This window comes from Actinoplanes auranticolor, from assembly GCF_018332655.1.
GTDB classification, from domain to species: Bacteria; Actinomycetota; Actinomycetes; order Mycobacteriales; family Micromonosporaceae; genus Actinoplanes; species Actinoplanes auranticolor.
Genome location: NZ_BOQL01000076.1, coordinates 1 through 25,594, shown reverse-complemented (window position 1 = coordinate 25,594; position 25,594 = coordinate 1). Strand labels below are relative to the sequence as shown.

Sequence of the window (25,594 nt, the reverse complement as noted above, 5' to 3'; positions counted from 1 at the left end):
ATCCTCGAGGGAAACCCCCGTATCGGGATACCTCGTCAGACCGTCCTCGCGGACGGGCTGACGACGGCTGTCGAGGGCACTCTGGCCGAGTTCCTCAGCGGCCAGACCGCCGCGCTGGACGACGTCGACCCGGCGCTCGGCCGCTTCGCCCGCACGACACGGGATCTCGTGCTGACCGGCGGCAAGAGGCTGCGCCCGACGTTCGCCTACTGGGGGTGGCGCGGTGTGGTGGCCGCGCGCGAGCCCGTCGAGCCGGTGCTGCCGGCCCTCGCGGCGCTCGAGCTGATGCACACGTTCGCGCTCGTCCACGACGACGTGATGGACGACTCGGCCACCCGGCGCGGCGGCCCCACCGCACACCGCATCTTCGCCGCGCAGCACCGCAACGCCGACCGGCTCGGCGACCCGGACCATTTCGGCACCACCTCGGCGATCCTCGTCGGTGACCTCTGCCTGGTCTGGGCCGACCAGCTGCTGGCCCGGGCCGCCGTCTCCACCGCCACGCTGTTCGCGGTCCGCGCCTGCTACGACCGGATGCGGATCGAGGCCGTCGCAGGGCAGTACCTCGACGTCCTCGGCGAGACCGAGCCCGCCGCCTGGTCCGTCGATCGCGCCCTGCTGGTGGCCCGCCACAAGACGGCGAGCTACACGGTGCAACGCCCGCTGCAGTTCGGTCTCGCGCTGGCCGGGCCCGCCGACGCCGACGCGGCGGCCGTCGACGAGGCCTACAACCGCTACGGCATCGCCGTCGGCGAGGCGTTCCAGCTGCGCGACGACCTCCTCGGGGTCTACGGCGACCCCGTGATCACCGGCAAGCCGGCGGGCGACGACCTGCTCACCGGCAAGCCGACGACCCTGCTCATGCTCGCCCACCAGCTCGCCACCCCCGCTCAGCGGGCCGAGCTGGCCCCGAACCCCGCCGGAGCCGTCATCCCCGCCGACGGCTCCGGCGGGCTCAACTCCCCCGCGGCGCTCGCCCGCCGCGCTGAGGTCATCGCCGAGACCGGCGCCGTCGCGCAGATCGAAGCGCTGATCCAGCAGCGGGTGACGGAAGGCGTCGAGGCACTGGCGAGCGCGCCGATCCACGACGACGCCCGTGCGGCACTGACAAACCTGGCGGCTTCCGCGAGCCACCGCCGGGCATGATGGATTTTTGACCCCCTGGAGCTGTTGACGTGCGAAAAGTGACGGGAACGACGGACCGGGTAGTCGTGGTGGGCGCGGGACTCGGCGGGCTCGCCTGCGCGCTGCACCTGGCAGCGGCCGGACGGCAGGTGACCGTCGTCGAGCGCGAGGCGGTGCCGGGCGGGAGGGCCGGCCGGCTCTCGGTCGACGGGTACGACTTCGACACCGGCCCCACCGTGCTGACGATGCCGGAGCTGATCGCCGAGCCGCTCGCGGCCGTCGGTGAGCGGCTCTCCGACTGGCTCGAGCTGACGCCGCTGAGCCCGGCGTACCGCGCCTTCTATCCGGACGGCTCCACGCTGGACGTCAAGACGGACACCGTCGAGATGGCAGCCGAGATCTCACGGGTCTGCGGCCCCCGCGAGGCGGACGGCTATCTGCGCTTCGTGGACTTCGCCCGGGACCTGTGGCGCCTGGAGCGCAACAACTTCATCGACCGCAACCTGGACACCCCGCTCGACCTGATGAACATGAGCCTGCTCAAGCTGCTCGGCATGGGCGGCTTCCGGCGGCTCCAGCCGAAGATCAACCAGTACTTCCACGACCCGCGGACCCAGCGCATCTTCTCCTTCCAGGCCATGTACGCCGGCCTGGCCCCGCACGACGCGCTCGCCATCTACGCCGTGATCGCGTACCTCGACTCGGTGGCCGGCGTCTTCTTCCCGCGCGGCGGCATGCACGCCGTGCCCAAGGCGATGGCCGGCGCGGCCGAGAAGCACGGCGTGCAGTTCCGGTACGAGACGACGGTGACCCGCGTCGAGACCGCGAACGGCCGGGCCACCGGAGTCATCACCGACAGCGGCGAACGCATCCCCGCCGACGTCGTGGTGCTCAACCCCGACCTGCCGGTGGCCTATCGCGACCTGCTGCCCGAGTCCCGCCGGCCCCGCAAGCTGACGTACTCGCCGTCCTGTGTCGTGCTCCACATCGGATCGAGCCAGAGCTACTCGAAGATCGCGCACCACAACATCCACTTCGGCACCGCCTGGAAGGGCACGTTCGACGAGGTCATCCGTCAGGGCCTGCTGATGAGCGACCCCTCGCTGCTGGTCACCAACCCCAGTCACAGCGATTCGGGCGTGGCACCGCCCGGCCGGCAGACGTACTACGTCCTGGCCCCGACGCCGAATCTCGACGTCGCGCCGCTGGACTGGCGGGGCGGGCTCGGCCGGCGCTACGCCGACGAGATCGCGGGCGTGCTGGAGCAGCGCGGCTACGTCGGCTTCCGCGACGGCATCGAGGTGGAACGCATCATCACGCCGGACGACTGGGCCGCCCAGGGCATGGCCGCCGGCACCCCGTTCGCGTCCTCGCACACCTTCACGCAGACCGGCCCCTTCCGGCCGAGTAACCTCCATCCGACTCTGCCCAACGTCGTCTTCACGGGCTCCGGCACACAGCCGGGCGTGGGCGTACCGATGGTGCTGATCTCCGGCAAACTGGCCGCCTCCCGGATCACCGGAACGGCGGCGGACCTCGTGGGGAGGGCCCTGTGACCGCGTCCCGCGAGACGCACCTCGTCGAGCTCGTCGACACCGAAGGAGTGCCGGCCGGCGCCGCCACGGTGAGCGACGCCCACCGCGCGCCCGGTCGGCTGCACCGGGCCTTCTCGGTGTTCCTGCGGGATCCGGAGGGCCGGGTGCTGCTGCAGCAGCGGGCCGCGGTGAAGACCCGCTTCCCGTTGCGCTGGGCCAACACCTGCTGCGGTCATCCGCAGCCCGGTGAGACGCCGGCGACGGCCGCCTCACGGCGGCTGGTGGAGGAGATCGGCGTCGAGGACGTCCCGCTGACCGAGGTCGGCGTGTACTCGTACTACGCCGAGGACCCGACCACCGGGCTGGTCGAATACGAGTACGACCACGTGCTGCTCGGCGACGTGCCCGCAGACGCCCGGCTGCTCGTCGACCCGGACGAGGTCGCCGACGTGCGCTGGACGTCCGTCGAGGAGCTGAGCGACGGGCTGCGCCACGACCTGCGGTCGTACGCGCCGTGGCTCCCGGGTGTCACCGAGCGGCTGATCCGCCATCTGGCCCTCGGGCCCCAGGCCGGCCCGGCGGGCGTACCGCAGCCGGTCGACGAGGCACCGGAGCGGTCGGGTGGCCGATGAGGCCCTGACGGCCGGGGCGGTTGCCCGCCGTCTGGGCGTCGCCGTGACCACCTTGCGCACCTGGCACCAGCGATACGGGCTGGGGCCGAGCCACCACCTGCCCGGCCAGCACCGGCGCTACACCCCGGAAGACATGGACCGCCTCCAGGTGATGCGCAGGCTCACCGCGCAGGGTGTGGCTCCGGCGGAGGCGGCGGCGTGGGCTCGTCGCGTCCCGGTGCCGATTGATGTCGTCACGCCGGCCGGGCCGGAGAACGGCGAGCATCAGCCGCGCGAAGGGCCTTCCGAGGACGGTGCTGAGGCAACGGCCCCCGACCGGGCGGGAAGACCCGGTGATCCGGTAGCTCCGAGCGCCGATTCGCAGCCGAGCGGTGAGCGGAGCGGTCGGGACGTCGGCTCGTCCTCGAGGATCGGATCGTCGCCGGGTCAGCAGGAAGCTGGGAATGTCGACGATCCCTCGGCGGCCGGCTCTTCGTCGTCCCGGGACGATGGCTTTCCGTCGCCGGATCTTGGCTCCTCGCCAGTCGGAAGGCCGGCGGCTGGGGATACCACCGCCTCTTCCTCGCCACCTCATGATGGGGCGACCTCGAGTGCCGAATCCTTCGCGCTCGGTGAGCGGCCTGCGGAGAGCGCCGATCAGCGCTCGCGGGGCCGGCAGGCTGCGATGGGGGCCGGCTCGTCCAGTGAGCTGACGGATCAGGGTGATGGGCGGCCTCGTGAGCAGCCGGGGCGGACCGCTTCGAATGCTCAAGGTGACCTGGTCCCGGAGGGTGAGCAGCCAGATCCACAGGTATCGGGCTCCGAGGACCTCTTTTCCTCCGCGCCGGAGCAATCCCGATCGGGGTGGCACGGTGCGACAGACCGTTTCCCTGTCGCCGAGCCGTCCCGCCACGCGAGTGCCGATGAACCCTCCCGTGACGGTCCGGCCGGTCCCCGGCAGCACCGACAGGGTGGCGCACGTCCGGGTGAGTGGTCCCCGGATTCCGCCCGGTCCCGATTTGATGCGTCAGGTCTCGCCGGGGCCGAGGACGACGACCCGAACTACCCCACGGCCGGCCGATTCGCCCCGGGAGCAGCCTCGGACGAGCCGGGTGACGCCTTCCTCCGGGTCGGGGAGCGGGCGCCGACCATTGACGCGGTGTGGCCCGAGCAGCTCGGGCAGATGTTCGTCGCCCGGGACGGTGGCGGGCATGCCATCCGTACCGGACGGGCCGGTCCGGCCGCCCGCGGCCTGGCCCGCGCCGCCATGCGTCTCGACGGTCCGGCCCTGCGCGACATCCTCGAGATGACCGTCGCCGACCGCGGTGTCGTCGCGACCTGGGAAGAAGTGATCATGCCGGTGCTGATCGGCGTCGGCGAACGCTACGCGGCCACCAAGCGCTTCATCGAGGTCGAGCACATCCTGTCCCGCGTGGTCACCGAGGTGCTCGGTTCCGTCTCCCGGCCGCCGAGCAGCCAGATCCCCCGGGTCCTGCTGGCCGCCGCCGACGAGGAACAGCACACGCTGCCCCTGGAGGCGCTCGCTGCCGCGCTGGCTCAGGCGGGGGTGTCCAGCAGGCTGCTGGGCGCTCGTGTGCCCGCTCAGGCCGTCGCGGACGCCATTGCCAGGACCGGGCCGGCCGTACTCGTGCTGTGGTCGCAGTTGCCCGGCAGCGCCGATCCCGCGCAGTGGGCGCTGGTGCTCGCCAGCAGATACCGGCCGTTGCTCGTCGCGGCCGCCGGCCCGGGCTGGCTTCCCGAGCAACTGCCGGACGAGGTCACTCTTCTCGGCAGCCTCGCGGAAGCGGTCCAGCTGGTGTCAGCGGTCGTCCTGCCCGCGGGCCGGTCGCATTAGTGCAGGTCAGCGACGTGCACGGGGCGGGAGGGATACCGGTTTGGATGAGGGGCAGGGGATCACGTATGCTTTCCAAGCCTCAAGCGGGGCTCGGTTGGGGCCCACGCCGCCGGAGTTGGAATATGCAATGATGGCGGGGTTGCCCTCATCGTCTAGTGGCCCAGGACGCCGCCCTTTCAAGGCGGTAGCACGGGTTCGAATCCCGTTGGGGGTACGAACCGACCTCGGTCGGGGTAAGTGATAGAAAGTACGCAGCACGAGCAAGGTCCTGTGGAGCAGTTGGAGTGCTCGCCGCCCTGTCAAGGCGGAGGTCGCGGGTTCAAGTCCCGTCAGGACCGCAACAAGCCGAGTCCGCGCGCACCACGGCGCGGCAGGGCCAGGTAGCTCAGTTGGTACGAGCGTCCGACTGAAAATCGGAAGGTCGGCGGTTCGACCCCGCCCCTGGCCACCAAGCCTCTCGCCGGGCTTTGAGCACCGCCCACCTGCGGAAACGCACGGTGGGCGTTCTGCTGTCCGGGTCGTCTCGCCCCGGCCGGGCAGCCTTCCGACCGGGGCGTTGCTCACGGATTGCTCACACCGCGTTCCGGCTGGGTCGGTGCCGCGTCAGAAGCTCCACCGCTTTTTCGACCTGGGCGGAAGTCGTCGTCCGCATCAGGTGGGCGTAGACCCGGCGCGTGACCTCTGGCGAGGAATGGCCGAGGATCAGTTGCACGATCTCGATCGGCACCCCGCCAGCCAGCATCAGCGAGCATGCGCCGTGCCGGGTGTCGTGCAGCCGGACCATCGGCAGTCCGCACGCGGTCACGTGCTTCTCGAACTCAACCGTGACCCGATCGGGTCGCAGCGGGAGACCGTCCGGGCGACAGAACACGAGGTCGTGCTCCTGGTAGTCGATGCCGAAGAACTCCCGTTCCTCTCGCTGTGTCTCGCGATGCCGAGCCAGAGCGGCCTGGGCGGGCACGGCGAGCGGCACCCATCGGCGGCCCTTGCGGGACTTGGGTGCCTTGAAGAGGCGGCCGACGTGCACCTCCGAGCACACCGGGCACGCTGCTTGCTCCGGCGTGACCTGAGTCCGCGTGACCGACACGATCGTCTGCCGAACGCGCAGACCGGCACCGTTGGTGTCGATGTCCGACCATCGCAAGCCGCACAGCTCGGCACGACGAAGTCCGGCATAGGCGGCCAGTTCATAGAGAGCCGACAGGCGGTCGTCGAAGACGTGCTCCAGGAACCGCGCGGTTTCCTCAGGCTGCCAGACCACCGGCTCGTCGTCATCGTCGATGTTGTCCGAGGCGGGAATCGAGTCCATCCGCCCGACCGCCGGGTTAATCGCGATCAGTTCGCGGCGCTGGGCCGCCGAGAGTGCGGCCCGGATCGTCCGGCGATACCCATCGATCGTCGCGGGTGACCGCTGGGTCACGCGGCGGCCGACGTTGCCAGCCGGCCGGTCGCCCTCCACCGGCTCCGCCAGGGAGGCAAGCACGCCCTCGATGTGGCTACGCCGCAAGTCGCGCAACAGCATGTGCCCGAGAAGCGGCCTCCACGCGTCACGGATGTGGCCGCGGTAATTCTTGACTGTGTTGACCGATTTCTTGGCAGCGATCAGTTCGGCGAGCCACGTGTCGAGCCACTTGCCGAGAGTCATCCGCCGATCGTCAGTCCACGTGCCCGCATCGAGCTTGGCCATCTCGGCTGTGAGCGCTTCCTCGGCCTCGGTCTTGGTCTTGAAGCCGGACCGGGGAATCTGGCGGCGCTTGCCGGTCTTGGGATCGGTACCGGCGTCCACGACGAACGCCCACGAGCCGTGCGGCTTGCGACAATTCTTGACCTTCTTGCCGTTGCCGTCGCGGCACTGGCAGCGCTTGAAGACGGAGCCTCGCAAGCGGACGTCCCCTCTCGTATCGATGGTGTGGGCCGCCGGCAGTGCGTGCCGGCGGCCCAGGTTTGGCGAAGGTCGATCAGGCGGCGGGCTGGGCCGAGGCGGGGTCGTTGTCTTGGGCATCGAGCCAGGCGTGGAAGCGGTGCACCGGGACGATCCAACGGCCTCGTATGCGCTTGGCGGGGATCTCACCGGCCCGAATTGCCTGGTAGGTCCCCCCGAGACTGAGGCGGAGCAGGGCAGCGACCTCCTTGACGGTGTACGTGGCTGCGGCGCCCGGTCGCGGCCGGTCGCTGGCGGCGTCATTGGAAAGCGGGATGACGTTGGTCATCAGGGCGTGCCTCCTGGGATCTGAGCGGTGCGAGCTGGCCGGGCGGAACGGTCCTACGCGCCCGTTCTGCGCATGGGAGTGTTCGGCGGAGGGGTGCCGGTGCGCCACGGTGGAGGGCCGTAGGGCGGCCCGCGGAGAGCGCCGTAGAGCCAAGATCGATCTGACCGTTCCGTGCGTAATCGGATAGGTCTATACGGCTATGCACCCTCACCGGGCCACTTTTTGTGGCCCGGTGATTCGGTGATCCCGTGCAGGTGTTGGGCGGCTGGTTTGGGGGCCAAGCCGTACAAGCCGTACGCGATCTCCGTTTTCGCAGGTCAGGATGCGTACGGCTTTTTCGGGTGCGTACGGCTAAGCCGTACGCGAGTCGGTCATGGTGACGTTTGCCCTGGTGGCGGGGTGTACGGCTTAGCCGTACGCGGCTCGAAAAGCCGTACGTTGCCTGAGCTGGGCGTTTGGGGGTCTGCGTACGGCTTGTACGGCTTGTACGGCTCGGGTGCGGGATCCTCCTCAGCCGGGCAGTAGCGCTGCCACGCGTCGACGAACGCGGCCCGGTGGAAGCCCTTGACCCGGCCGGTGGGCTGCTCGAAGGTGATGTTCTCCGAGGCGATCTCGTACTCCTTGAGCAGCACGCCGAGCTTCATCGCGGTCAGGCCGCTGCCGTTGAATTCCGCCCACGGGGCCTCGGGTAGGGCCTTGAGCCGTTCGAGCAGGGCCGTTGACGGCATGGCCTCGAAGCTGGCGAACACGGCGCGGCAGTCGATCAGCAGCCGGAGCCGGTCGGAGTACTCCGCATCACCCTCCCTGGCCGCGTTCAAAGCCAGAGCGGCGTGGCGGGCGCGTTCGGGCCAGTTCCCGCCGGCCAGGTCCGCGACCGCGATCAGCGGCTCCCAGGTGTCGGCGGCACGATCTTCCAGCGGCATGACAGGTTCGGCGTTCTCCAGCTCGGTCAGGTTCGGCCGCAGCCACGAGGTCAGGTCGTTGGCGAGCTGCCGCAGGGCGGGACCGTCGCGGCGGGACCGGAACGGGGCGACCTTCTCGGCTCGGGTACGGCGGCGCATCTTGACCACCACGGCCCGGTCCTCGATCGTGTCGGGCATCGACCCAATCCCGGCCAGGGCGGCCATCGCGAAGGTCGGGATCCGTTCGAGTTCTTTCTTCTGGTGATCCCAGCGGGTCATGGGCCGGCCGCGCTGGTGACCAGCGTTGAGCAATCCGCGGAGTTCCTCGTTGGCCTCAGCCTGCTTACCGCCGAAAACCGTGTCGGCCTCATCCAGCAGGATCGTGGGCGGGTCGGCGTCGGTGATCGAGCGACAGATCGCCGCGGTAGAGGAGTTGACGGTCATGAACGGCCGGTAGCAGGTGCCGTCCACGACGTCGAGGAACCGGGACTTGCCGCAGCGCTTCTCCGGTGCCTTGATCACCAGGCGGGGTGCGTGGGTCCACGCCTGTTGGGCGTGGGTGGCAGCTATCCACAGTACGGCGGCGTCGATCGTCTCGCTGTTGGGCAGGATCACGTACTTGATCAGGACAGCGTGGAGGCGATCGAGAATGGCCGCGCCTTCGGGCGGCGGTGAGTCGGTCATGCGGCGATCCCTTCAATGGCAACGGATTCGGCGCGGAATCCGCCGGTGATGGCGGCGTGGATATCGCGGTGGATCTGCTGGGCGCGCACGCCCGCGTCGTACAGGGCCTCGTACGCGTCGGCTGGGGGGAGGGCACCGGCGGCGACCATCCGGGCGACGCCGCGGGCCGCGCCGTAGAGGGTGTTGCGGCGCCGGCCTTCGGGGGCGCTGGCGACTGCGGCGAGGTGGGCTTGCAGCAGGGCGGGCGGGGATGAGATGCCCCGCCCGTTCGTCGTGGGGGTTGGCCCGGTGTGGGGTGTCACGGCCGGCGGCGCCTCGGCGGGTCGGCACGCGGCGAGCAGCGGCGGGGGCATCTCCACCACCGGCCGGTCACCCACCCACCGGTACACGATTCCGGTGTCCGGGTGGATCGACGGCGGCGCCACGACGTACCCGCCGTCGGCCTTGATGTCGATCCCGGGATGGCCGCGGTGGTCGAGGTTGGCGGCGAGGGTGCCTCCGGGGTGGCGGTAGTACAGGTGCCAGCCGCCGGAGCCGGATCGGACGCAGCGGGTGGGAGGCATCAGTTCAGCGATCGGTCGGCCGCCATTGCGCGGGTCGATGTCCACCACCGCCAGGCCCGACGCCGTACCGGTGCGGATGGCGAGCAGCCCGCGCGGGACTGCGGCGAGCATGGCGGCGATGCGGTCGGGGTCGGTGGTGGCGGCGTAGAACCCGTGGCAGGTCAGGCAGTCGCAGGCTTGCGGGTCATGGCTCGGGTCGTCGGCGGCTTTCGGGCAGGCGGAGCAGTTGGCGACCGGGCGTTTAGTGCGGCCGAGCACGAAGACCGGCAGGCCCTCGGCGGCCAGAGTGAGCGCGGCGGCCAACATGGGGCCGGTGTCGGGCATGCGCACAGGTCCTTTCAACAGGTGACGCGGCGGAACGCCGTCCGCTATAGCCTTCAGGCGCCCGGAGGGCGCACGTCGGGCGGTCAGCACGGGAACCTCGGTCGGGTAGAGGCGACTGAGCGGCGCCCGCCGGGCGAGGCGTCGCAGGACTTCGGCGTCGTCGGCGGCGGCCATGGGGCAGGCGAACAGGTCATGCATGCGCACCATGGCGATGCCGTGCGCGGCGTCCAGGGCGGTACCGGTCATCTGGCAGCGCCAGCACTGCCACCGGTTCACCCGAGCAGGCGGTAGGTCTTCGCAGCCGGGGTGCCGGTCATATCCGCCGGCCGCGGCGGCGGGATGCAGCGGGACCCCGCAGTCGGCCGCGCAGCGGCTCGTAGTGGTGAGTGCGGCGAAGCCGCGCATCATGCGGCCTGTACGTACCGGGCCTGCGCTGTGACCGTTTCCGGAGCAATGCGGTGCAGCCGTCCATTGAGGAGCTGCTGGCCGATGTGCTGGGTGTAGGCCGGGGGAATGGCTTCGGTGAGTTCCTCGCGGACGTCGGTCCAGTCGATGCCCAGGGCGTGTTGCATCTCGGGCACGGTGGCTTTGCCGCCGCCGTTGCCGTACGGGGCGACGTACGGTCCGTCGCGGAAGAACCCGGGCCGGCCGCCGCTCTTGCCGCGGTAGCCGCGCACGTAGCCGCGGTGCCCGCGGACCGGCCCGGCCGGGTGTGCGGGTTGGGTGACGGTGAAGCCGTGGATCTCGAAGTCGCGGTGGCGTTGCACCCACGGCGGTGGGCCGAGGTCGAACATGTCGGTGCACAGCATCAGGTCGGTGCGGATCAGCCCGCCGTGGTTGCTGGGCTGCTCGATGTAGAACGGCACCCCGGCCTCCAGCAGCAGCTCCCGCGTCGGCGGCACTAGTTGCGGATGGTCGCCGCCCCAGCCACGGGCCAGGTTGGTGCCCTGCCGCAGGGTGCATCGTTCCTGGCAGGGCGCCGACGCGCCGATCAGCGCGTACCGGCGAACCTGCCCGGTGAGGATGAGCTGCCGGAGGTGGTCGAGGGCGTCGGCCTGCACGAACGCGTCGCCGCAGTAGTTCGGCCGTGGCCGGTTGTCGACCCCGGTCACCCGGAACCCGGCATGTTGCAGCCCCCGGGTGGCTCCCCCGGCGCAGCAGAACAGGTCCAGGGCCTCCGGCCGGTCATCCCTGCCGCCAGGGGCGAGGTGGGCGGTCATCGCAGCCACCAGATCGCGGCGCCGAGCACACCGGCCAGGGCGACCACTCCAGTGGCGACGGCGGTGCGCGGGAGCCCGGCGCGCAGTTCCCAGCGGTAGCGGCGGGCCAGCCACACCGCGACGGTCAGCGTGCCGGCGATGACGGCCAGGGCGGTCAGGCGGGGCAGCCACCAGAACGAGGTCCGGATGGCGACCCAGGAGGCGACGGCCAGGGCGGTGAGAATGAGCAGGGTCGGCAGAACGGTGCGGACGAACCAGGCGATGATCTCGAAGGCGGTGAACCAGCGCCAGAGACGCCGGCCGAACTCGTAGGCGGCGCCGCGGCGGGCAAGTCGGAACCATGACATGACGCGATGTCACTTTCTGTCGAAGGGCCGGGGATTTCACGGATTTCACTTCACGGACTTCACGGGAGGCTTGCGCGCGCGCACGCGCACGCATAGACGCACCTCATAGGCCTGCGCGTGAAGTCCGTGAAGTGCGTGAAGTGCGTGAAATACACGCCCGCACGGGCACGTTCTGTGACGGTCGTGCGGGCGTGCAGCGGGTGTATCGGGTGCGTGGTCAGCCGGTGCCGGTGCAGCGCCGGCAGGCGTACGCGCCGCGGCGGAACTGCCGCGGCGCAAGCCAGACGCGGCAGTACGGGCAACGGATCTTGACTACCCGAGCGCCGTCCCGGCCGCCGGGCCGCCACCCGGCGGCCCGGCGGACCCCCGCGGCGAGAACCGAGCCGGTCATGCGGCAGCCCCTACGAGGGCGGGCTGACCGTCGGGCTCGGGCGGAACGATCTCGTACACACCCTTGTCGTCGGAGCGACGCAGCAGCGGCTCCGGCCCCTGGCAGAACTCGCGCAGGATCTTCGTCAGCGTGGGCGGCTTGAGGCCTTCCTCGCCGACGACGCCGACGATCGGCGCGAAGTTCGACGGCCGGACCGTGCGGACGTTGTTGCCGTAAGCGGTCAGGATCGCTTTGCGGATCATGGCGCGGATCTCGGCCGGGGTGAACTGCCGACCGTTCTCCGGGTCGAGATCCAGCGGCACCCGCGTCCGCCGCGGGACAGTGATCGGCTCGTGCGGGTCCTCATCCGGCGGGCAGTCCGGATCGACCGGCGGCGGCGCGCACTCGACGTCGTTGTCAGCGTCCGGGTCATCGTCCTCGTCGCGGGCCGGTGCCGCCGCAGCGGCTTCGACCGGCCGCGCAGCCACGGCGGAACCCTGCGGTGCCTCACCGATGCTCGCGAGGTAAGCCACCAGCTCGGCCACGACCTCATCCCGGTCGATCTTGTAGGTACGGCCGGGCAGGGACCAATCGTCGGGGTCGGTGCCGGGCAGCTCGGCGTACAGGGCGCCGGGCTTGCGGTTCTTCCACGACGGGTCCGCGCCGGCCTCGATGGTCTCCTCCGACAGCACCCGCGCGGCCTCGCCCACGTCGCGGACACCCATGCAGAGCACCCCGCCGATCGTGGAGCGCACCGAGGTCGGCAGCCGGTCACCGGTGGCGCGCTGCTGACCCAGCAGCAGGAAGATCCCGGCCGAACGCACCGACTCGGCCAGCTCCACCATGGTGTCCTCGGACTCAATGAACTTCGACGCTTCGTCGACGATGACGACCTTGAAGCGCGGGCACTTGCCGCAGCCGGCGGTCCACTGATCGTGGCCGTGACCGCCGATCTGCGCCGCCCGCTTCGCCACGTCCGGAATCAGGCTGTCCAGGTAACGCTCACCCTCGCCCGCGTCGTGGATCATGACGTGCATCGCGTCGCGGAACGCCTTGGGCAGCTGCAACCCCTTGCGGCCGTCGATGTAGACCACCTCCGCGTCCCGACGTGAGCGGGCCTCGCAGGCCAGTTCGAGCTGCAGCGCGGTCTTACCGGAGCCGGACTGGCCGAGCAGGATCAGCACACCGATCGCGTTGCGGCCGGCGTTCTCGTCGCCGGGCAGGATCAGCGGCACCACCGATCCGGTCTGATACACCGCGATCCGCAGCGGCGCGGCAATCGAGCCACCCGGAGCGGACAGGCCGGGCCAGACGGGCGGGTTTTCGAGCATGTCGACCGGGGAGATCTCCATGCGCCCGGTCCGCGGGGTGTTGCGGTCGCGGATCATCCGCACCCCGCCGACCGGCACGTCCAACGCGGAGGCGATCCCGGTACGGACCTCCGGCTTGGCCAGGCTGTTGAAGTCACCGCCGGGCAGCATCTCGGTGTGAGTGACAATCCGGCCGTCGATCAGCTTGGGCTTGCCGGTCTTGCCGATGTCCTGCAGCTCCTTGACCCGCTCGCCCAGCTCACCGAACAGCCCGGTCCGGGCGTCGTCGCCCTGACCGCGCAGCATCTTGGTCGTGGCGAGCATGATCGAGGCGGTGATCATGACGAACAGGTAAACCAGCACCGAGTCGCGGGTCCAGCCGCGGAAGGTCAGCACGAACAGGCCAACACAGCTGCCGGCGGACATCGCCATCGACGCCACCCGCAACTCGGTCTTCCGGGCCCGGCCCACGCCCCAGGTGCACCAGATGATCGCCGCCGAGCAGCCCAGGATCACCGCGGAGCGCCAGGCGGTCTCCCACGGGGTGGGCTGGGCGTAGGCACCCCAGATCAGCGACAGGACCCCCGACAGGATCAGGTTCACCAGCGCGGCCACAGGTGGCACCACGTACGGCAGCGGGTTGCCCTTGACCTCGTACTTGGCGCCGCGGGCGGCGTCCATACCGCCGACACGGCGGCGGGTCTGGGCGGCCATCAGGCGGCCCGCCGGTTGTTGTCGCGGCCCTTGACGGTGAAGTCCGTAGCGCCGGGCTTCTCGTCGTCCAGGGCGATCAGGAACGCCTCGAACCGATTGCGGCACACCCGGGCATACGCAGCCACGGCCAGGAACTCATCCGCCGAGCGGACCAGCGGCCGGGCGACCTGCCGGCCCCAGAACTTCGCGCGCATCCGGGACAGGCCGCTGCGGCGGCCGTAGCGTTCGATCTTCATCCGGATCAGCCCGGCCAACTCGTCGATCTCGTCGTGACCGGCGATACCGAGGTTCCGGATGCCTTCGAGCAGGTTCAGCAGGTCTTCGTCGTCCTTGATGTCGACGTCGGGCATGAGGCGGCGAGCCATCACAGGTCCTTTCACAAGGGGGTCAGAAACGGCCCGCCGGGACGAACACCGGCGGGCCGTGATCCCCGCGGCCACGGCAGGCAGCAGGAGCGGGGCGAAGCAGAATGGCGCTGTAGATGAGACGTGCGGGCAGGGGTCTGATCAGGTGGGTCAGATGTAGTGGCCCCAACTGACCTCGATGACGCCGACGCGCATGTACGTCCGGGCCTTCGGGGTCAGTCGCAGCGGCAGCCGTGCCGGCAGCTTGCGGAACTCGGCCAGCTCCAGCAGGCCGTCGAGCGACTGGATCAGCTCGGCGGCGGCCAGTTCGGTCAGCGTGTGGTCATCGACCTCGCACGCTCGGCGGACCTCCCTGACCTGGGTCGTGGCGTGCGGCCGGTTGTAGTGCGGTTGCAGGTGGCGTAGCACCCGGTTGAACGGGTGGTTGAGCTTGATGACCGCGGCCGGGGTCAGCGCCATGGTGGCGGCCAGCAGAATCAGTGGAGAGCGGGCGTAGGTGTCAGCCCACCGAAACTCGATGTCACCCAGTTCGCTGGGCAGCAGGTAGGTGGCCCATCCTTGGTCTTCGAGTTCGGCCAGGTCGTCGGTGGTCGTACCGTCCTGGGAGTTGAACACCGTGGCGACGCGGCACGGCTTGCCGATGGTGGTGACATCGCGGGTGTAGTTGAGGATCCGCCACAGCTGCGGGCGGGTCGCGGTGTACGAGGTGCTGGCTGCCATGCATCCCTCCTGAGGGATCGGGCGGGCGGACGGGTCAGGCGGCCCGCGCGGCGAGGCGCTTGGCGGCCTCGGCGTGCAGGTCACGGCGGGCTTTCTCCCGCGCGGCCAGGCGCTGGGCCAGGGATACCGGCGGCAGGCTGGCCGGCGGCGGGGTGAAGGACTTGGCGGCGGTCATCACGCGGCCTGCCGTGCGGCCTGGGCGGCGCGGCGGGCGTCGGCCAGCCGCTGAGCCTCGGCCTGCGTCGCGAGGCGCTGCGTGCGGTTGCGGTCGATGACCTCGGCGCGCTGGGTGTCGAGCTGCTGTTGGGACATACTGAGCCTCTCTTCGAGGTCTTACGGGACTGATGGGAGACCGGCGGCACGGCGCTTGCTTGCAGGCTTGGAGCCGTGCCGCCGGGCGGAACTAGTTGCGGCCGCTGTGCATCAGGTGCGCGAGCGCGGCGCCCATGCCGAGCACGGCCACCGGGATGCACGCCACGACCGCGGTAATCAGCCACGGCGCCGTGGACCAGCCGGCGGCGGCCATCAGGTGATAGGCGATCTGCCCGAGCGCACCGACGGCGAGGGAGGCGATCGCGGAGCACTTGGCGAACCGGCGTGCCTGCTGCGGTGCGCGGCCGGACAGCCACGCCCACAGCGCGTACGCGGCGTAGGTCTCCACGCCGATCGGCAACGTGATCGCGGTATCGAGCACCACGGAGTCAGCGATGCCGGGCAGCAGGGCGACCTTGCCGAACCCGGTGAGCCTGCCCATCTCGACCCACCCGGCCCAGATCGCGACGAAGGCCGGCAGGCACAGGATCAGTACCGGCCACACCACCGGCCGCCGCGCTTTCACGTCCTCCGGCACGGCGTCGGCGGGCAGCGCAGCGGGATCGGTGGGCGTTGCGGGCGGTTCCGGGTCTGTGACGGGAGCGAGCTGCGGCGACGCCACGTCCGGCATGGCCTCCGGCAGCGGTTCGGGGGTCGGGGTGGTCTCGGTGTCGGGAACCGGGTCTACCGGCGTGGGCGGTGTGTCCGGTTCGGTGTCGACCGGGTTCGTCGTGGGCTCGCCCGCCGGTGGTGCGGTGAGGGCGGCGAGCACGGCGCGGGCCTTCGGCGTGCCCACCTTGAGCGTCTTCTTGAGGCGGTTCTGCGACGGGATCTCGCCCAGCTCGGCGGCCAGGTCGCGAGCCTGCGGGATCAGCTCGGCCAGATCGGGCGGATAGGCGCTGGGTGCCAGGGTCGGGGCGGTCACGGCGTCACCGCCAGGGCGGCGAGCTGGTCAGCGGTGTGCGGGTCGAGCGGTGCGGCGGTGTCGGTGTGCTCGAAGGCGCGGGCGTAGATCTTCCAGCCGTGCCAGGTCGGGTAGGCGTACATCGATCGGAAGGGCCAGCCGTCGTCGTCGGTGCCGTCGTGCCGTCCGGTCAGCAGGTCCGGCGCGTCCAGACCAGCCAGGTGCAGCCAGGACCGCAGCTCAGCGATCGTGTCGAAGTCGAAGGCCATCGACTCACCGTCAGGGCGGATGCGAATCGCGGTGGGGTCGGCCAACAGCAGCAGCTCGGCCATCACGGCGCGGCGGCTTTTGCGGATGCTCACGGTGTCTCCTTCACAGGCTCGGAGCAGGGCAGGCACTCGCCCAGCGAGCGCGGGATGTAGTAGGGCCGCACGGTGCGGCAGGTCGGGCATGTCCGTCGGGCCAGCAACGCCGCAGCGACCGCGCGCAGCTGCGCAGCGGTCGTGGGGCGCTTCGGCCGGGCCAGGTCGAGGCGGTACAGATACGCCGCTCGGGTGCCGCCGACGCCGCGCCAGAGCACTTGCGCGGCGACCGGCTGACCGGCCGGGCGTAGGCCGCGGGCGCGTAGCTGCCGGCGGGTGGCGTATCCGGGCGGGGCGCCCTGCCACCAGTAGGTGGGGATGCCATACCGGGCGCCGTCCGGGTCGTGGAACGCGGTACGGACGCGAGCCATCAGGCCGCGCGGCGGGAGTCCACGATGGCGCGGGACGCAACGTAGGCGAAAGCCTCACGGATCACGCGAGCCTCCGCACGGCGCAGCCGACGCCAGTCCAGCAGGCTCGGGCCGCCTCTGTCGTAGCCGTTCAGCAAGGTGATCTCGATTTCCAACCATTCCAGCTCACGAGAAATCAGCGGCTGTTCCGCCTCGATCGCGGCCAGATCATCGGGCGTCGGCCCGTCGTCAGCGGAGGCGTTCAGGTCCAGGCTGTGCAGCATCAGCGATCAGTTCCTTCGAGGTTCAGGCAGCCCGCAGGCGGCGCGGACGGGCGGTCCGCAACTCGGCCCTGCAGGCGTTGCAGTGAGTGGCGTCAGGAGCGAGTGGAGCGGACGCGTCGCACCGGCGACAGGAGCGCCACACGGCGCTCTGGCGAGCAGAAACGCGAATCATCGAGGCAAACGAAGCCATGGCAAATGACCTCCACAAAGCGAGGGAAAGGAGGTGCGGGAATCGCCGCAGCGCCACTACGCCTGACGCAGTCGGCGGTCACGCTGTGGCCAATCCTCGGGAGAAAGTCATCTAGAAACGACCCCCCGGGGTCGCCGACAGCGCGGGTACCAGCCCTTTCGACCCTCCATCCGCTCGCCCCATCCCACTCGTGGGGGTCGGCCGCCAAGCGGCTCAATGCGGACTGAGGGCAGGGTGTTCGCCGCGCCGTCTTCATGTCTCTGTGGAATTCATCAACGAACGTGCATCGGCCGATCCAGTGGCGCGCATCGCAGCGTGAACAGCCGCTTTGCCGCTCTCTCACGACCAAAAGACGATACTGTGTTGCGCAACAAGCTATCGCAACTCAGGTAGGAGCGCAACAGGGTTGCGCTACCCTCGTCGGGTGAGCGACCCTCGGAAAGATCTAGAAGCTGCGACCAGGCGGTATCGAAAGACGGCCAGTGATCACGAGAAGGCGAGAGACGAGACCATCGCCGCAGTGCTGGCAGCGCTCCGGGAGGGCGTCACCCCGGTTGAGGTGGAGCGACTTTCGCCCTTCACGGGGGCCTACATTCGCCGGATGGCCCGCGAGAACGGGATTCCGCCGGCCGCGCCCGGCCCGAAACGGTCCTGATAGACGACTCACCCGCTCCACCCTTCCGTGGTCGTTGACCCGTGTTGTTGTTGCTCACAGTCAACGCCAGCCACTCTGGATGAGCCATGAACTGCTCCGGAACTCAACCGGCACCGGACCCGCACTCGGTCTTCCGTGGACATTGGGGGCTGTCGTTACACTCCGGGCAGAGTTCCTTACTCAGGAGGAGGTGCGATGCTCGTCGTCTCGACCTGGAACGGCCGTTATGCAGCATCGCTTCGGCTCGCGCTCCGCATGTCCTGCGATGACTTCGCCGCGCATCTGGGTGTCTCCGCTCGCGGCGTCGCCAAATGGGAGGCTCAACCCACGGGCGAGCTGGCATTGCGCACACAGGACCTTCTCGACGTTGCCCTGACGCGGGCCAACGACGAAGTGCGCGCACGCTTCGCGCTCAAGATGGAAGAACTGGCGGGCCAGCCGGAAGCGGCCAGTGGACAACCCTCGTTAACCGTCGTCCCGCGCACGCATCCACCGGCGTTCGACGGTCCTCAGCAGGCCACCCCTGAACTGCTGGATTCTCTTCGCGCAGGGCTCCGTCACCACTACACGTCCGACAATCTGCTTGGACCCCGGGCGCTTCTTCCGGTCATCACGGCGCACGCAGATTCGATCGAGCGGCTTGCTCAGCATGCCGGCGGCGAAACGCTGGACGACCTGCTCACCGTCGGTGCGGGCTATGCGGAGTTCGCCGGCTGGCTAAGCCAAGACTCCGGCGATCCCGCCGGGGCGGTGGCTTGGTACCGGCGAGCGCTGGAGTGGGCGGAGGCGGGTCAGGACGAACGCATGGCCGCGTTCGTGATGACGCGGCGTGCGGTCCAGGCCATTGGATCCAGGAACGGTGCCCTTGCCGCACGGCTGGCACGGGTGTCGCTGCGCAGCGACTCACCCGAGACGGCGCGCGTCCGCACCATCGCTGCGCAGACGGAAGCCGTGGGGCATGCCGTTCACCGCGAAGCTTCTGAGGCAGACCGCGCACTCGGCATCGCTGAGTCGCTGCTGGCCGATGGCGGCGCTGGCGTTCCGGAAGACGGCGATCCCTCCACCGGGCGCTACTGCGACATGGGGCTGTACCTGAACATCTCCCGCGCCAAAGTGCACCTAGAGCTGGGACGTGCCAACGAGGCCGTGTCCGCGTTCACCACCGTGCTGGAGACCCTTCCACCGAGCTATCACCGGGACCGCGGGCAGTACCTCTCGCGCCTCGCCCAGGCGTACGTGCTCGCCAAGGAACCTGACGTGGCATGCTCGCACGCCGAGGAATCGCTTGCCATTGCCGTGGCGACTGGGTCGTCTCGTACCATCAACGACCTGCGGCATCTCTCTGGGCAACTCCGCCCATGGGCGAGTCGCCCCGCCGTCGCACACTTCGATGCCCTGCTCGCCACCACCGCGTGACGGAGGTCTCGCCGTTGTTCGCCCTCGCCACTGATGCCGCACCCGGACGTCCCAACGAAGACTTCGCCGTCGCGTCCACCGACCTCGCCGTCGTCGTCGACGGCGCCGGCATCCCGTTCGGCGGATGCCACCACGGCGTCGCCTGGTACGCCCAGCAGCTCGGCGTACACACCCTGGCCGCTCTCATCGGCATCCCGGAGCGGCCACTCACCGAAGGGCTTGCCGCCGGCATTGCGGCCGTCGCCGATCTCCACCGCGACACGTGTGACCTGACTAGCCCCGGCACTCCGTGCGCAGCCGTAGGCATCCTGCGCATCGGCCCCGCGCGCGTGGACGCACTTGCACTGTCAGACGTGTCGATCGTCGTCGACTTGGACACTGGGCCAGAAGTCACCTGTGACCTGTCCATCGAAGAGATCAGCGGCACCGAGCCTGACGCGGTGGCTGGCATGCGGTTCGGCACTCCAGAACACGTCGCAGCGCTCACCGCGCTCGTGAAACGCCAGACTGCGACCCGCAACCAGGCGAACGGCTGGTGGGTGGCCGCAGCCGATCCGAACGCAGCACAGTACGCGCGCACCGCCAGCTATCCCCGCAGCAGCACACGTCGGGCCAGCGCCTTTTCCGACGGCGCCACGCGACCAGTTGACCAGATGGCGATTCACGGATGGCCCGAATACCTTGACCTACTAGACAAGGTCGGTCCGGCAGGTCTCATCGCGCAGGTCCGAAGCATCGAGCGCAACGACCCCGACGGCGTCCGATTCCCGCGCACGAAGCGCCACGACGATGCTTCCGTGGCCATGTGGACGGCTGCGCAGGAACCGGCTGTCTGACCTCAGGTCACGTCCGCGTGCAGCTCAGCGTGTTTCGGTGCGCGTCGGTGACATCTTCGCCCAGCTCGACAGCTCCGGCGGCACGGCGTCGAGCATTCGTTGCAGCATCCTGCGGGCGTCGGCTTGCTCGTCGAAGTAGTGGGTCACCTCGCGACCCTCAGCACCGCCCTCGCGGCCGAGGACTTGCCAGCCGGTCTCGGTCCGGAGCAGGACGACGTCTCGTCGGTTCGCCCCGTACCGGCGGTTGAAGTGGTGCTCGACGCGGTAGCCCATCCCCGTACGTTAGAACGTGCGTTCGACTCGATCAAGATAGGCAACTACACCATGGTAGTTCGTTTTGGCTGGTGGCAGCCTTGATCGAGCCCACGTGGCGTCGGGCGGGTGGAGCCTAAAGCCGAGTACGCGATGCAGACGGCGGACGGTGCCTGGCGCGTCGAGATCGTCAAGCGGGGGCGGAGTCAGTGGTACCGCATCATTCACGACGACAGCGTCCTTGACTGGCTGACCATCGCCGCGGTCCAGAGGCTGCTGGGTGAGGCCGGCGTCAGTCTGGCCGACCTCTCCGAGACCGCGGCGTGACCTAGGCCTCGCGTCCGCCCTACACCATGGCCACGTGAGCCAGCGGACCAGCGAGACATGCCTGAACGGCGACTTCCATTCAGGGCGAGGGCGACCGGCTATGCAACTTTCTCTGATGCTTCATTCGAAGCCAGGTAGAGATCGGAGTGGCGCTGCTATCACAGCTCAGTATCCAACGGTGGACTCAGGGGCTGCTCGACGCCAATTCGTCAAAGGAGCCTGTAGCCGCCATCGCAGAAATCATGGCTTCCCGCGATTCCTTCGTAGAGGGCGACCTTCCAATAGTGGTCGCCGAACGATTCTCTGAGCTGCCGGGCTTCCATCCGCGCAAGATAAGCCACCTCCTCCGCACCGCCGCTACCATACGCGTTGTCAACAGCATGATAGCGTTCAACCAACTCAACCTTGCTAGCTAACTTGTAGAGTCTGCTGAGTCGTAGCTTCTCGAATTGGAACGAAGCATTGTGGAGAGTCTCATCCGGCAGGACGGGATTAACGTCAAAGACTGCATCAAAACTGCCTTGATCGAAGACGATGGCGGCCTTCAGAATCGGCATTGTAGGAAGCGAATCGTAATAGGTGTGGAAAAATCGTGCGCCAGCCAATGATTCTGTCAGCTTCGCCTTGAAGTGATTGCAACTCCAACATGCTGGTACAAGATTGATCGGCAACAAACTGAACTCTGGGTAAGATTCCTTAGGCAGATAGTGGTCGAGCGTCCAAACTTCGCCCCTGCCACACATCGGGCATAAGCCGTGGAGGGTGGAGGCCATGAGGTCCCCACGGATCGAATCGAGGGAATTTCCCACATAGGTAAGTCTATAGTTTTTCAGCAGCGCATCGGCAGTTTCTACATCAAGGTTAAGTTCTGATACGAGTGAGGGCAAACCCCGCTTCTTATCATATTCGACATACGCCTCAAGCACCCGTTCACGAACTGCTTCTAGCCGGCTCTTGACGACCTTCGAACGTCGGAGCTTCCGCGCGGCGTCGTAGTCATCGGTTGCACTGCGGCGGGGCTTCGGGATCGCATACACTATGCCGGCCTCCGGCTCTGAAGACTTCGAACATAAGCTCTAGCCTGCATGCTCATTTCATAATCGAATATGCGTTCTATTTCCTCAAGAGGATATTTGGCAGCCAGCATCTCTAGCACAGCGTGGTAATCCGTATGGGTACTATCGAGGTGGAAGACGTTCGTGGTCAGGTAGCCTACATTCTCCGCGAATGTCTCCGTAAGAGGCTCAACCACGGACGTCTTAGTTCCGAACCTCTGGAGTATCTTCACGTACCTTTTCGGTATTTCTTGGAGGACCACTGGCGAATGTGTCGCAACGATCGCAAACGAGTCCAACCGACGAAGTACCACATTGATGGCACGAAGAAGTGCCGCAAGCAGCGAAGGATGTAAGTGAGACTCAGGCTCGTCCAGCAGGACGAGCGATCCGGGCTCGCTATGCCCTACTACTTGCGTGACGATGTTTAGGACAATCTTGTGGCCCGTGCTGAGATTCTCGAAAGACTGCCGCCACGCCGTTCCCTCTCGCGCGCGGAAATCAGAAAGTCCAGTCCTGCCAAATGACGGCTCAGTACCGATAATCTTGAGCGCCTCCAGCAACACAGCTCGTTTGTCGTCTTGCCGCGCCAGGTCGAGCGCCCTGGAGAACTCTTCTGTCAGTTCGTCAATGCTCTTCAAGCCACGAGGAGCACGAGTGTCTTGGTGGTCATTTGCCGCACGTCTCCTTAGTCCGCAGTATGTGTAGCCGAAAACCTCGCCTTTTCGTTGTAGTCTTTCGTGCGCCAAGGGGGCCTCGCGCTGATTCCAAAAGGCGTCCGGCATTACGAATGTGTCGAACGCACTATACGATACAGCGATAACGGATCCGAATCGCACTGACTCGGAGTTCTCGATAATCCCGGAGTCGCTTAACTGCTCCCTTTGATTCAGGTCGCCAGTGGCGATGAGAGCAATCTTGGAGAGAAGCTGTGTTTTGCCGGTGCCATTGTAGCCAATGATCGCATTAATGCGATCAGGTAAATCCGCCGACTGGTTGAACGAGAAGTCAATCTGAAACTGCTCGCCTCCCACATCAGTGTGAAACGCGAATCTCATTCCGGAAGCGAGGCTCGCGGCATTCTTGTCGGTAAAGAGAGACACCGCATCTTGTAGTGCTCGTGTCGCCCTCCCGGTTCGCCGAAGGGAGGTGTCGAATCCGGGCTCATCCTCGAAGGATGCGCGGATTTTAGGATTCGATACTACGTCGCGTAGCCCCCGTAGAAAGAATCTTTGCACTTCAGGACGAAGACTCTTGACGGATTCATAGTAAGAGTAACTCTGGCCTAGCGAGCAATATTCAACCCCGAGTGATTGAAATTCGCCTGGAGGCATAGGAGTCTGCCCATCACGCTGACCGCGTCGGAGAATCTTTACCTCGCCGAGCGGGATACGACCGCCTTCGGCGTCGAAGTACTCGACGCCGAAGGTGGTTCTATAGTGATAGTCATCCCAAGAATCGCGGCGAAGGACGACCAAGGGGAATGAGCCCCTAATTTCGTCCTCGGGGCCTATCGCAATGAAGCGCAATTGATTTGCGCGCGCCTTGGAGGTTTTCTGCCGTGAACTGCGCATCGCAATACGCTTAACGCCAGGGTATTCGTTTGCAACCGGGCCTAAATGTGGCGCCAATACTGAATCAGTATATACGAATGAGTCGACGTACCAGCCATTAGGCCCCGAAGATAAAATGAGCATCTCGGCGTCATCCACAGCGTGGCCAATATACGCCTTTAGCAACGCATCGACCGAGCGACTGAAGGCCTCGCTAGGCGGAGGATCAACCAACGCAATTAGGTGCCGAGCGCGTCGGGCGCGTTCCGATTGGCTGAACCGCACCGCGGCGTTGCCGGCCTTTGATATGTACGCCGTATAGATGTCGCCTTGATCTATTCCGAGCTGAGTAGCGAGAAGGTACTCGAAATCCCGGTACTTCGTCGTGCTCTGAGCAGAGTGTGAGACGCGGCTCAGTAGGTCGTTGATGGCAGAGCGAAAATCGCCAGAGTTACTCACCCGCGTAGGGTACCGCCCTTGAGCACACTAAGTCACCGGCTGCCAGGTGCAATGTCGAATCAACTGCGCTGGCTCAGGCTCGCGCCAGTTCTGCGCTGCTAGAACGAGTAGTAGACAGCTGGCTCCTGATCACAATCTGACCGCTCGCTCCCAGTCTTTGGACGGTACTGCGGAGCGCAGTTGCCACGATTCACCGACCGACGTCCGAAGCGTGAGCTGTTACTTGGTTTTCCGGTCGGGAACGGGAGCAAGCGGGACGTGCTCAGCTACGTCCTCACGGAAGCCGGGGTGGCGTCCGAGATTGCTGACCCTTAGACGGCTCCAAAAGCCGCTGCTCGCTCGCCAGGAAAGAGGCTGGGCTTTGTCCAAACTAAGTAGCTCCGTCAAGTGGGTGTACGGATCGAGGCGAGGGAACTCGGATGCTTCAACTTTCCACACGTCTGTTCCATCCCCCCACGCCGCAGTTGGCCATGCGCCCTTCCGCTCCCACTTCACTGAAGGCAAGTCGAAGTCGCCGGGCGCTTTAATACTCTGCCCTAGCCATTCCGCGACTCCGGTAGTGACGGCATTCCCCACGAGTTTCCAACGCGGGCCGTTGCGTCGACCCAAGTCTGCGGGAAGAGTCCACCCTCGTTCGAATCCTTGAAGGGCCTCACCGTCCTCGACGCAAGGCACAACTATTTTCCGTCCTGCTTGCTCAGTGGGAAGCCAGATCGCGGGCGGCGACGGAATACCTACCGAGGACCCTCCCTTGAAGGTAGGAGTCGCATCTCTGGCCCAACCAAGGCCGGTACGACCCTCGGTCCAGTAGAAACCAAAGGCGTCTTGGTGCAACTGTTCTTCGTCGAGGCCAGCGGTGTCGTCAGAAAAAAGAACCGGCCGCGGGTCCTCAGTTTTGGATGCGAGTAGGAGTACCCGGCGACGTCTTTGGGGCACACCCGTGAACCTTGAGTCGACTACTCGATATGCCCATCGGTAGCCGAGCTGGCCGAGTTCCTTCACAAGGTAGGCCATGGCTTCGCCCTTATCGAGCGCTAACATGTTCGGCACATTTTCGATCAGCAACCAGGGAGCGCGTCCCACGGTTTTATTTTGTAGTTGCATGATTTCGAAGAGGTGCGCCACTAGGCCTGACTGAACGCCGCGAATTCCAGCCGTCCGTCCAGCCTGCGAGAGGTCTGTACATGGAAAGCCAGCAGCTACAAGGTCCAGGCCGCTGGGCAGGTCACGCAGTGTCGCAACGTCAGGGTGCAAATCAGACTCTGGGAATTGAGCCGCGAGTACTTGGCGTGCTGGCTCCCATGACTCACAGAGAAGGGTGGTCTCCAGCTTCTCACCGAAGGCACGTCGGAGGCCGACCTCGATACCACCGATACCTGCGAATAGACCTGCTACGCGAAACCGGCTCGACACTGCGCTCTCCCTACGGCGTGGTGATTCGTTGACAGTACAGGGATTGCCTCGAAAACTCGAGGTCGTGTAGGTCACGACGTTCGCAGGTCCCGCGGTTCGGTCGACGGCAAAGAGCGTGGCCCGTGGACCCTGGGCCGGCTGGCATCGAAAGGCCGTAGCCTCCGCACGCGCCGCCTAGACGTCGGATTGCCGCGTAACCGTCCTGGTCGCGCTGCTCACGGATTGCTCACGCACGCGTTGACAACGGATGGATCTAGGCAGCAACGGGCAATAGCGCAGATATCCCGTGACCTGTGGTGGCTCGGGTCGCCGGTCAGAGGACGGTACCCGCTGACAAACGCACTCGCGGCCTGAAAATCGGAAGGTCGGCG

At 67.3% G+C, this 25,594-nt stretch carries 26 protein-coding genes, 3 tRNA genes and 1 pseudogene; 11 read left to right on the top strand and 19 right to left on the bottom strand.

What is annotated here, in order from left to right; genetic code table 11:
- From Aau02nite_RS40625 to Aau02nite_RS40590, 8 genes and pseudogenes are all read left to right on the top strand, one after another.
- Window positions 1-1,146, top strand: a complete 1,146-nt coding sequence (locus Aau02nite_RS40625; RefSeq protein ID WP_438841223.1) for a polyprenyl synthetase family protein — start codon at window positions 1-3, stop codon at window positions 1,144-1,146.
- Between the two features lie 29 nt (window positions 1,147-1,175).
- Window positions 1,176-2,681 carry a phytoene desaturase family protein gene (crtI, locus tag Aau02nite_RS40620; protein ID WP_212993990.1) on the top strand — a complete coding sequence of 502 codons (1,506 nt, stop codon included), beginning with the start codon at window positions 1,176-1,178 and terminating at the stop codon, window positions 2,679-2,681.
- Window positions 2,678-3,292 carry an isopentenyl-diphosphate Delta-isomerase gene (gene idi / locus Aau02nite_RS40615; protein WP_212993989.1) on the top strand — a complete coding sequence of 205 codons (615 nt, stop codon included), beginning with the start codon at window positions 2,678-2,680 and terminating at the stop codon, window positions 3,290-3,292. Before crtI ends, idi begins: the two co-directional genes overlap by 4 nt.
- Window positions 3,282-3,504, top strand: a pseudogene (locus tag Aau02nite_RS40610) (MerR family transcriptional regulator); the annotation flags it as partial. The gene idi and the pseudogene Aau02nite_RS40610, both read left to right, overlap by 11 nt.
- Window positions 3,505-4,430: 926 nt before the next feature.
- Window positions 4,431-5,126 (top strand): B12-binding domain-containing protein, encoded by a 696-nt coding sequence (locus Aau02nite_RS40605; RefSeq protein WP_246595817.1) that lies wholly within the window; start codon window positions 4,431-4,433, stop codon window positions 5,124-5,126.
- Window positions 5,127-5,267: 141 nt separating this feature from the next.
- Window positions 5,268-5,340, top strand: a tRNA-Glu gene (locus tag Aau02nite_RS40600).
- Between the two features lie 50 nt (window positions 5,341-5,390).
- Window positions 5,391-5,464 (top strand) — tRNA-Asp (locus Aau02nite_RS40595).
- 36 nt (window positions 5,465-5,500) lie between these two features.
- A tRNA-Phe gene (locus Aau02nite_RS40590) sits at window positions 5,501-5,577 on the top strand.
- Between the two features lie 120 nt (window positions 5,578-5,697).
- Here Aau02nite_RS40590 and Aau02nite_RS40585 read toward each other — a convergent pair.
- The 15 genes from Aau02nite_RS40585 to Aau02nite_RS40515 form a co-directional block, all read right to left on the bottom strand.
- A complete protein-coding gene (locus Aau02nite_RS40585) occupies window positions 5,698-7,008 on the bottom strand; it encodes a site-specific integrase (RefSeq protein ID WP_212993988.1) in 1,311 nt (436 codons plus the stop codon).
- Window positions 7,009-7,084: 76 nt separating this feature from the next.
- Entirely contained in the window at window positions 7,085-7,336 is a 252-nt protein-coding gene (locus Aau02nite_RS40580) for a helix-turn-helix domain-containing protein (RefSeq protein ID WP_212993987.1), read from the bottom strand.
- A 371-nt stretch (window positions 7,337-7,707) separates the two neighbouring features.
- On the bottom strand, window positions 7,708-8,922 hold the full coding sequence (locus Aau02nite_RS40575) for a DUF3631 domain-containing protein (protein WP_212993986.1): 1,215 nt from the start codon (window positions 8,920-8,922) through the stop codon (window positions 7,708-7,710).
- The gene (locus Aau02nite_RS40570; protein WP_307857978.1) at window positions 8,919-10,217 is read right to left on the bottom strand and encodes a bifunctional DNA primase/polymerase; all 1,299 of its coding nucleotides are present in this window, start codon (window positions 10,215-10,217) and stop codon (window positions 8,919-8,921) included. Before Aau02nite_RS40570 ends, Aau02nite_RS40575 begins: the two co-directional genes overlap by 4 nt.
- Complete coding sequence (locus Aau02nite_RS40565; RefSeq protein ID WP_212993985.1) at window positions 10,214-11,029, bottom strand: DNA cytosine methyltransferase; 816 nt, start codon at window positions 11,027-11,029, stop codon at window positions 10,214-10,216. The genes Aau02nite_RS40570 and Aau02nite_RS40565 overlap by 4 nt, the downstream gene beginning before the upstream one ends.
- Window positions 11,026-11,376 carry a hypothetical protein gene (locus tag Aau02nite_RS40560; protein ID WP_212993984.1) on the bottom strand — a complete coding sequence of 117 codons (351 nt, stop codon included), beginning with the start codon at window positions 11,374-11,376 and terminating at the stop codon, window positions 11,026-11,028. The genes Aau02nite_RS40565 and Aau02nite_RS40560 overlap by 4 nt, the downstream gene beginning before the upstream one ends.
- Before the next feature lie 387 nt (window positions 11,377-11,763).
- On the bottom strand, window positions 11,764-13,770 hold the full coding sequence (locus Aau02nite_RS40555; protein WP_246595816.1) for an ATP-binding protein: 2,007 nt from the start codon (window positions 13,768-13,770) through the stop codon (window positions 11,764-11,766).
- The gene (locus Aau02nite_RS40550; protein ID WP_212993983.1) at window positions 13,770-14,135 is read right to left on the bottom strand and encodes a hypothetical protein; all 366 of its coding nucleotides are present in this window, start codon (window positions 14,133-14,135) and stop codon (window positions 13,770-13,772) included. The genes Aau02nite_RS40555 and Aau02nite_RS40550 overlap by 1 nt, the downstream gene beginning before the upstream one ends.
- A gap of 150 nt (window positions 14,136-14,285) precedes the next feature.
- Window positions 14,286-14,855 (bottom strand): hypothetical protein, encoded by a 570-nt coding sequence (locus tag Aau02nite_RS40545; protein WP_212993982.1) that lies wholly within the window; start codon window positions 14,853-14,855, stop codon window positions 14,286-14,288.
- A gap of 34 nt (window positions 14,856-14,889) precedes the next feature.
- Window positions 14,890-15,030, bottom strand: coding sequence for a hypothetical protein (locus tag Aau02nite_RS40540; protein WP_212993981.1), 141 nt, complete (start codon window positions 15,028-15,030; stop codon window positions 14,890-14,892).
- On the bottom strand, window positions 15,030-15,167 hold the full coding sequence (locus Aau02nite_RS40535) for a hypothetical protein (RefSeq protein ID WP_212993980.1): 138 nt from the start codon (window positions 15,165-15,167) through the stop codon (window positions 15,030-15,032). The genes Aau02nite_RS40540 and Aau02nite_RS40535 overlap by 1 nt, the downstream gene beginning before the upstream one ends.
- A gap of 91 nt (window positions 15,168-15,258) precedes the next feature.
- Window positions 15,259-16,092, bottom strand: a complete 834-nt coding sequence (locus Aau02nite_RS40530) for an ABC transporter permease (RefSeq protein WP_212993979.1) — start codon at window positions 16,090-16,092, stop codon at window positions 15,259-15,261.
- The gene (locus Aau02nite_RS40525; RefSeq protein WP_212994000.1) at window positions 16,089-16,403 is read right to left on the bottom strand and encodes a hypothetical protein; all 315 of its coding nucleotides are present in this window, start codon (window positions 16,401-16,403) and stop codon (window positions 16,089-16,091) included. Before Aau02nite_RS40525 ends, Aau02nite_RS40530 begins: the two co-directional genes overlap by 4 nt.
- 26 nt (window positions 16,404-16,429) lie before the next feature.
- On the bottom strand, window positions 16,430-16,804 hold the full coding sequence (locus tag Aau02nite_RS40520; RefSeq protein ID WP_212993978.1) for an RRQRL motif-containing zinc-binding protein: 375 nt from the start codon (window positions 16,802-16,804) through the stop codon (window positions 16,430-16,432).
- Complete coding sequence (locus Aau02nite_RS40515; RefSeq protein WP_212993977.1) at window positions 16,804-17,067, bottom strand: DUF6284 family protein; 264 nt, start codon at window positions 17,065-17,067, stop codon at window positions 16,804-16,806. The genes Aau02nite_RS40520 and Aau02nite_RS40515 overlap by 1 nt, the downstream gene beginning before the upstream one ends.
- A gap of 1,040 nt (window positions 17,068-18,107) precedes the next feature.
- Between Aau02nite_RS40515 and Aau02nite_RS40510 the strand changes: the two genes are divergently transcribed.
- Together Aau02nite_RS40510 and Aau02nite_RS40505 are read left to right on the top strand one after the other, a co-directional pair.
- The gene (locus Aau02nite_RS40510) at window positions 18,108-19,328 is read left to right on the top strand and encodes an NsdA family TPR-like regulatory protein (protein WP_212993976.1); all 1,221 of its coding nucleotides are present in this window, start codon (window positions 18,108-18,110) and stop codon (window positions 19,326-19,328) included.
- Window positions 19,329-19,342: 14 nt separating this feature from the next.
- Window positions 19,343-20,164, top strand: a complete 822-nt coding sequence (locus tag Aau02nite_RS40505; RefSeq protein ID WP_212993975.1) for a hypothetical protein — start codon at window positions 19,343-19,345, stop codon at window positions 20,162-20,164.
- 24 nt (window positions 20,165-20,188) lie between these two features.
- Here Aau02nite_RS40505 and Aau02nite_RS40500 read toward each other — a convergent pair whose 3' ends face one another.
- Window positions 20,189-20,437, bottom strand: a complete 249-nt coding sequence (locus Aau02nite_RS40500; RefSeq protein ID WP_212993974.1) for a hypothetical protein — start codon at window positions 20,435-20,437, stop codon at window positions 20,189-20,191.
- Window positions 20,438-20,545: 108 nt separating this feature from the next.
- On the opposite strand from Aau02nite_RS40500, the gene Aau02nite_RS40495 reads away from it, so the two are divergent.
- A complete protein-coding gene (locus Aau02nite_RS40495; RefSeq protein ID WP_212993973.1) occupies window positions 20,546-20,743 on the top strand; it encodes a hypothetical protein in 198 nt (65 codons plus the stop codon).
- Between the two features lie 209 nt (window positions 20,744-20,952).
- Here the strand turns inward: Aau02nite_RS40495 and Aau02nite_RS40490 are convergent, their stop codons facing one another.
- The 3 genes from Aau02nite_RS40490 to Aau02nite_RS47975 all read right to left on the bottom strand — a co-directional run bounded on the left by Aau02nite_RS40490 (window position 20,953) and on the right by Aau02nite_RS47975 (window position 25,223).
- Window positions 20,953-21,780, bottom strand: a complete 828-nt coding sequence (locus Aau02nite_RS40490) for an HNH endonuclease (RefSeq protein ID WP_212993972.1) — start codon at window positions 21,778-21,780, stop codon at window positions 20,953-20,955.
- Entirely contained in the window at window positions 21,780-23,810 is a 2,031-nt protein-coding gene (locus Aau02nite_RS40485; protein WP_212993971.1) for an AAA family ATPase, read from the bottom strand. Before Aau02nite_RS40485 ends, Aau02nite_RS40490 begins: the two co-directional genes overlap by 1 nt.
- Before the next feature lie 219 nt (window positions 23,811-24,029).
- Complete coding sequence (locus Aau02nite_RS47975) at window positions 24,030-25,223, bottom strand: DNA cytosine methyltransferase (RefSeq protein ID WP_212993970.1); 1,194 nt, start codon at window positions 25,221-25,223, stop codon at window positions 24,030-24,032.
- Between the last annotated feature and the right edge of the window lie 371 nt (window positions 25,224-25,594).

Bases quoted from the DNA above. Each gene is read 5' to 3' on its own strand.
- Aau02nite_RS40580 (WP_212993987.1), bottom strand. From the start codon at position 7,336: ATGACCAACGTCATCCCGCTTTCCAATGACGCCGCCAGCGACCGGCCG.
- Aau02nite_RS40575 (WP_212993986.1), bottom strand. From the start codon at position 8,922: ATGACCGACTCACCGCCGCCCGAAGGCGCGGCCATTCTCGATCGCCTC.
- Aau02nite_RS40570 (WP_307857978.1), bottom strand. From the start codon at position 10,217: ATGATGCGCGGCTTCGCCGCACTCACCACTACGAGCCGCTGCGCGGCC.
- Aau02nite_RS40565 (WP_212993985.1), bottom strand. From the start codon at position 11,029: ATGACCGCCCACCTCGCCCCTGGCGGCAGGGATGACCGGCCGGAGGCC.
- Aau02nite_RS40560 (WP_212993984.1), bottom strand. From the start codon at position 11,376: ATGTCATGGTTCCGACTTGCCCGCCGCGGCGCCGCCTACGAGTTCGGC.
- Aau02nite_RS40555 (WP_246595816.1), bottom strand. From the start codon at position 13,770: ATGGCCGCCCAGACCCGCCGCCGTGTCGGCGGTATGGACGCCGCCCGC.
- Aau02nite_RS40550 (WP_212993983.1), bottom strand. From the start codon at position 14,135: ATGGCTCGCCGCCTCATGCCCGACGTCGACATCAAGGACGACGAAGAC.
- Aau02nite_RS40545 (WP_212993982.1), bottom strand. From the start codon at position 14,855: ATGGCAGCCAGCACCTCGTACACCGCGACCCGCCCGCAGCTGTGGCGG.
- Aau02nite_RS40540 (WP_212993981.1), bottom strand. From the start codon at position 15,030: ATGACCGCCGCCAAGTCCTTCACCCCGCCGCCGGCCAGCCTGCCGCCG.
- Aau02nite_RS40535 (WP_212993980.1), bottom strand. From the start codon at position 15,167: ATGTCCCAACAGCAGCTCGACACCCAGCGCGCCGAGGTCATCGACCGC.
- Aau02nite_RS40525 (WP_212994000.1), bottom strand. From the start codon at position 16,403: ATGGCCGAGCTGCTGCTGTTGGCCGACCCCACCGCGATTCGCATCCGC.
- Aau02nite_RS40520 (WP_212993978.1), bottom strand. From the start codon at position 16,804: ATGGCTCGCGTCCGTACCGCGTTCCACGACCCGGACGGCGCCCGGTAT.
- Aau02nite_RS40515 (WP_212993977.1), bottom strand. From the start codon at position 17,067: ATGCTGCACAGCCTGGACCTGAACGCCTCCGCTGACGACGGGCCGACG.
- Aau02nite_RS40510 (WP_212993976.1), top strand. From the start codon at position 18,108: ATGCTCGTCGTCTCGACCTGGAACGGCCGTTATGCAGCATCGCTTCGG.
- Aau02nite_RS40500 (WP_212993974.1), bottom strand. From the start codon at position 20,437: ATGGGCTACCGCGTCGAGCACCACTTCAACCGCCGGTACGGGGCGAAC.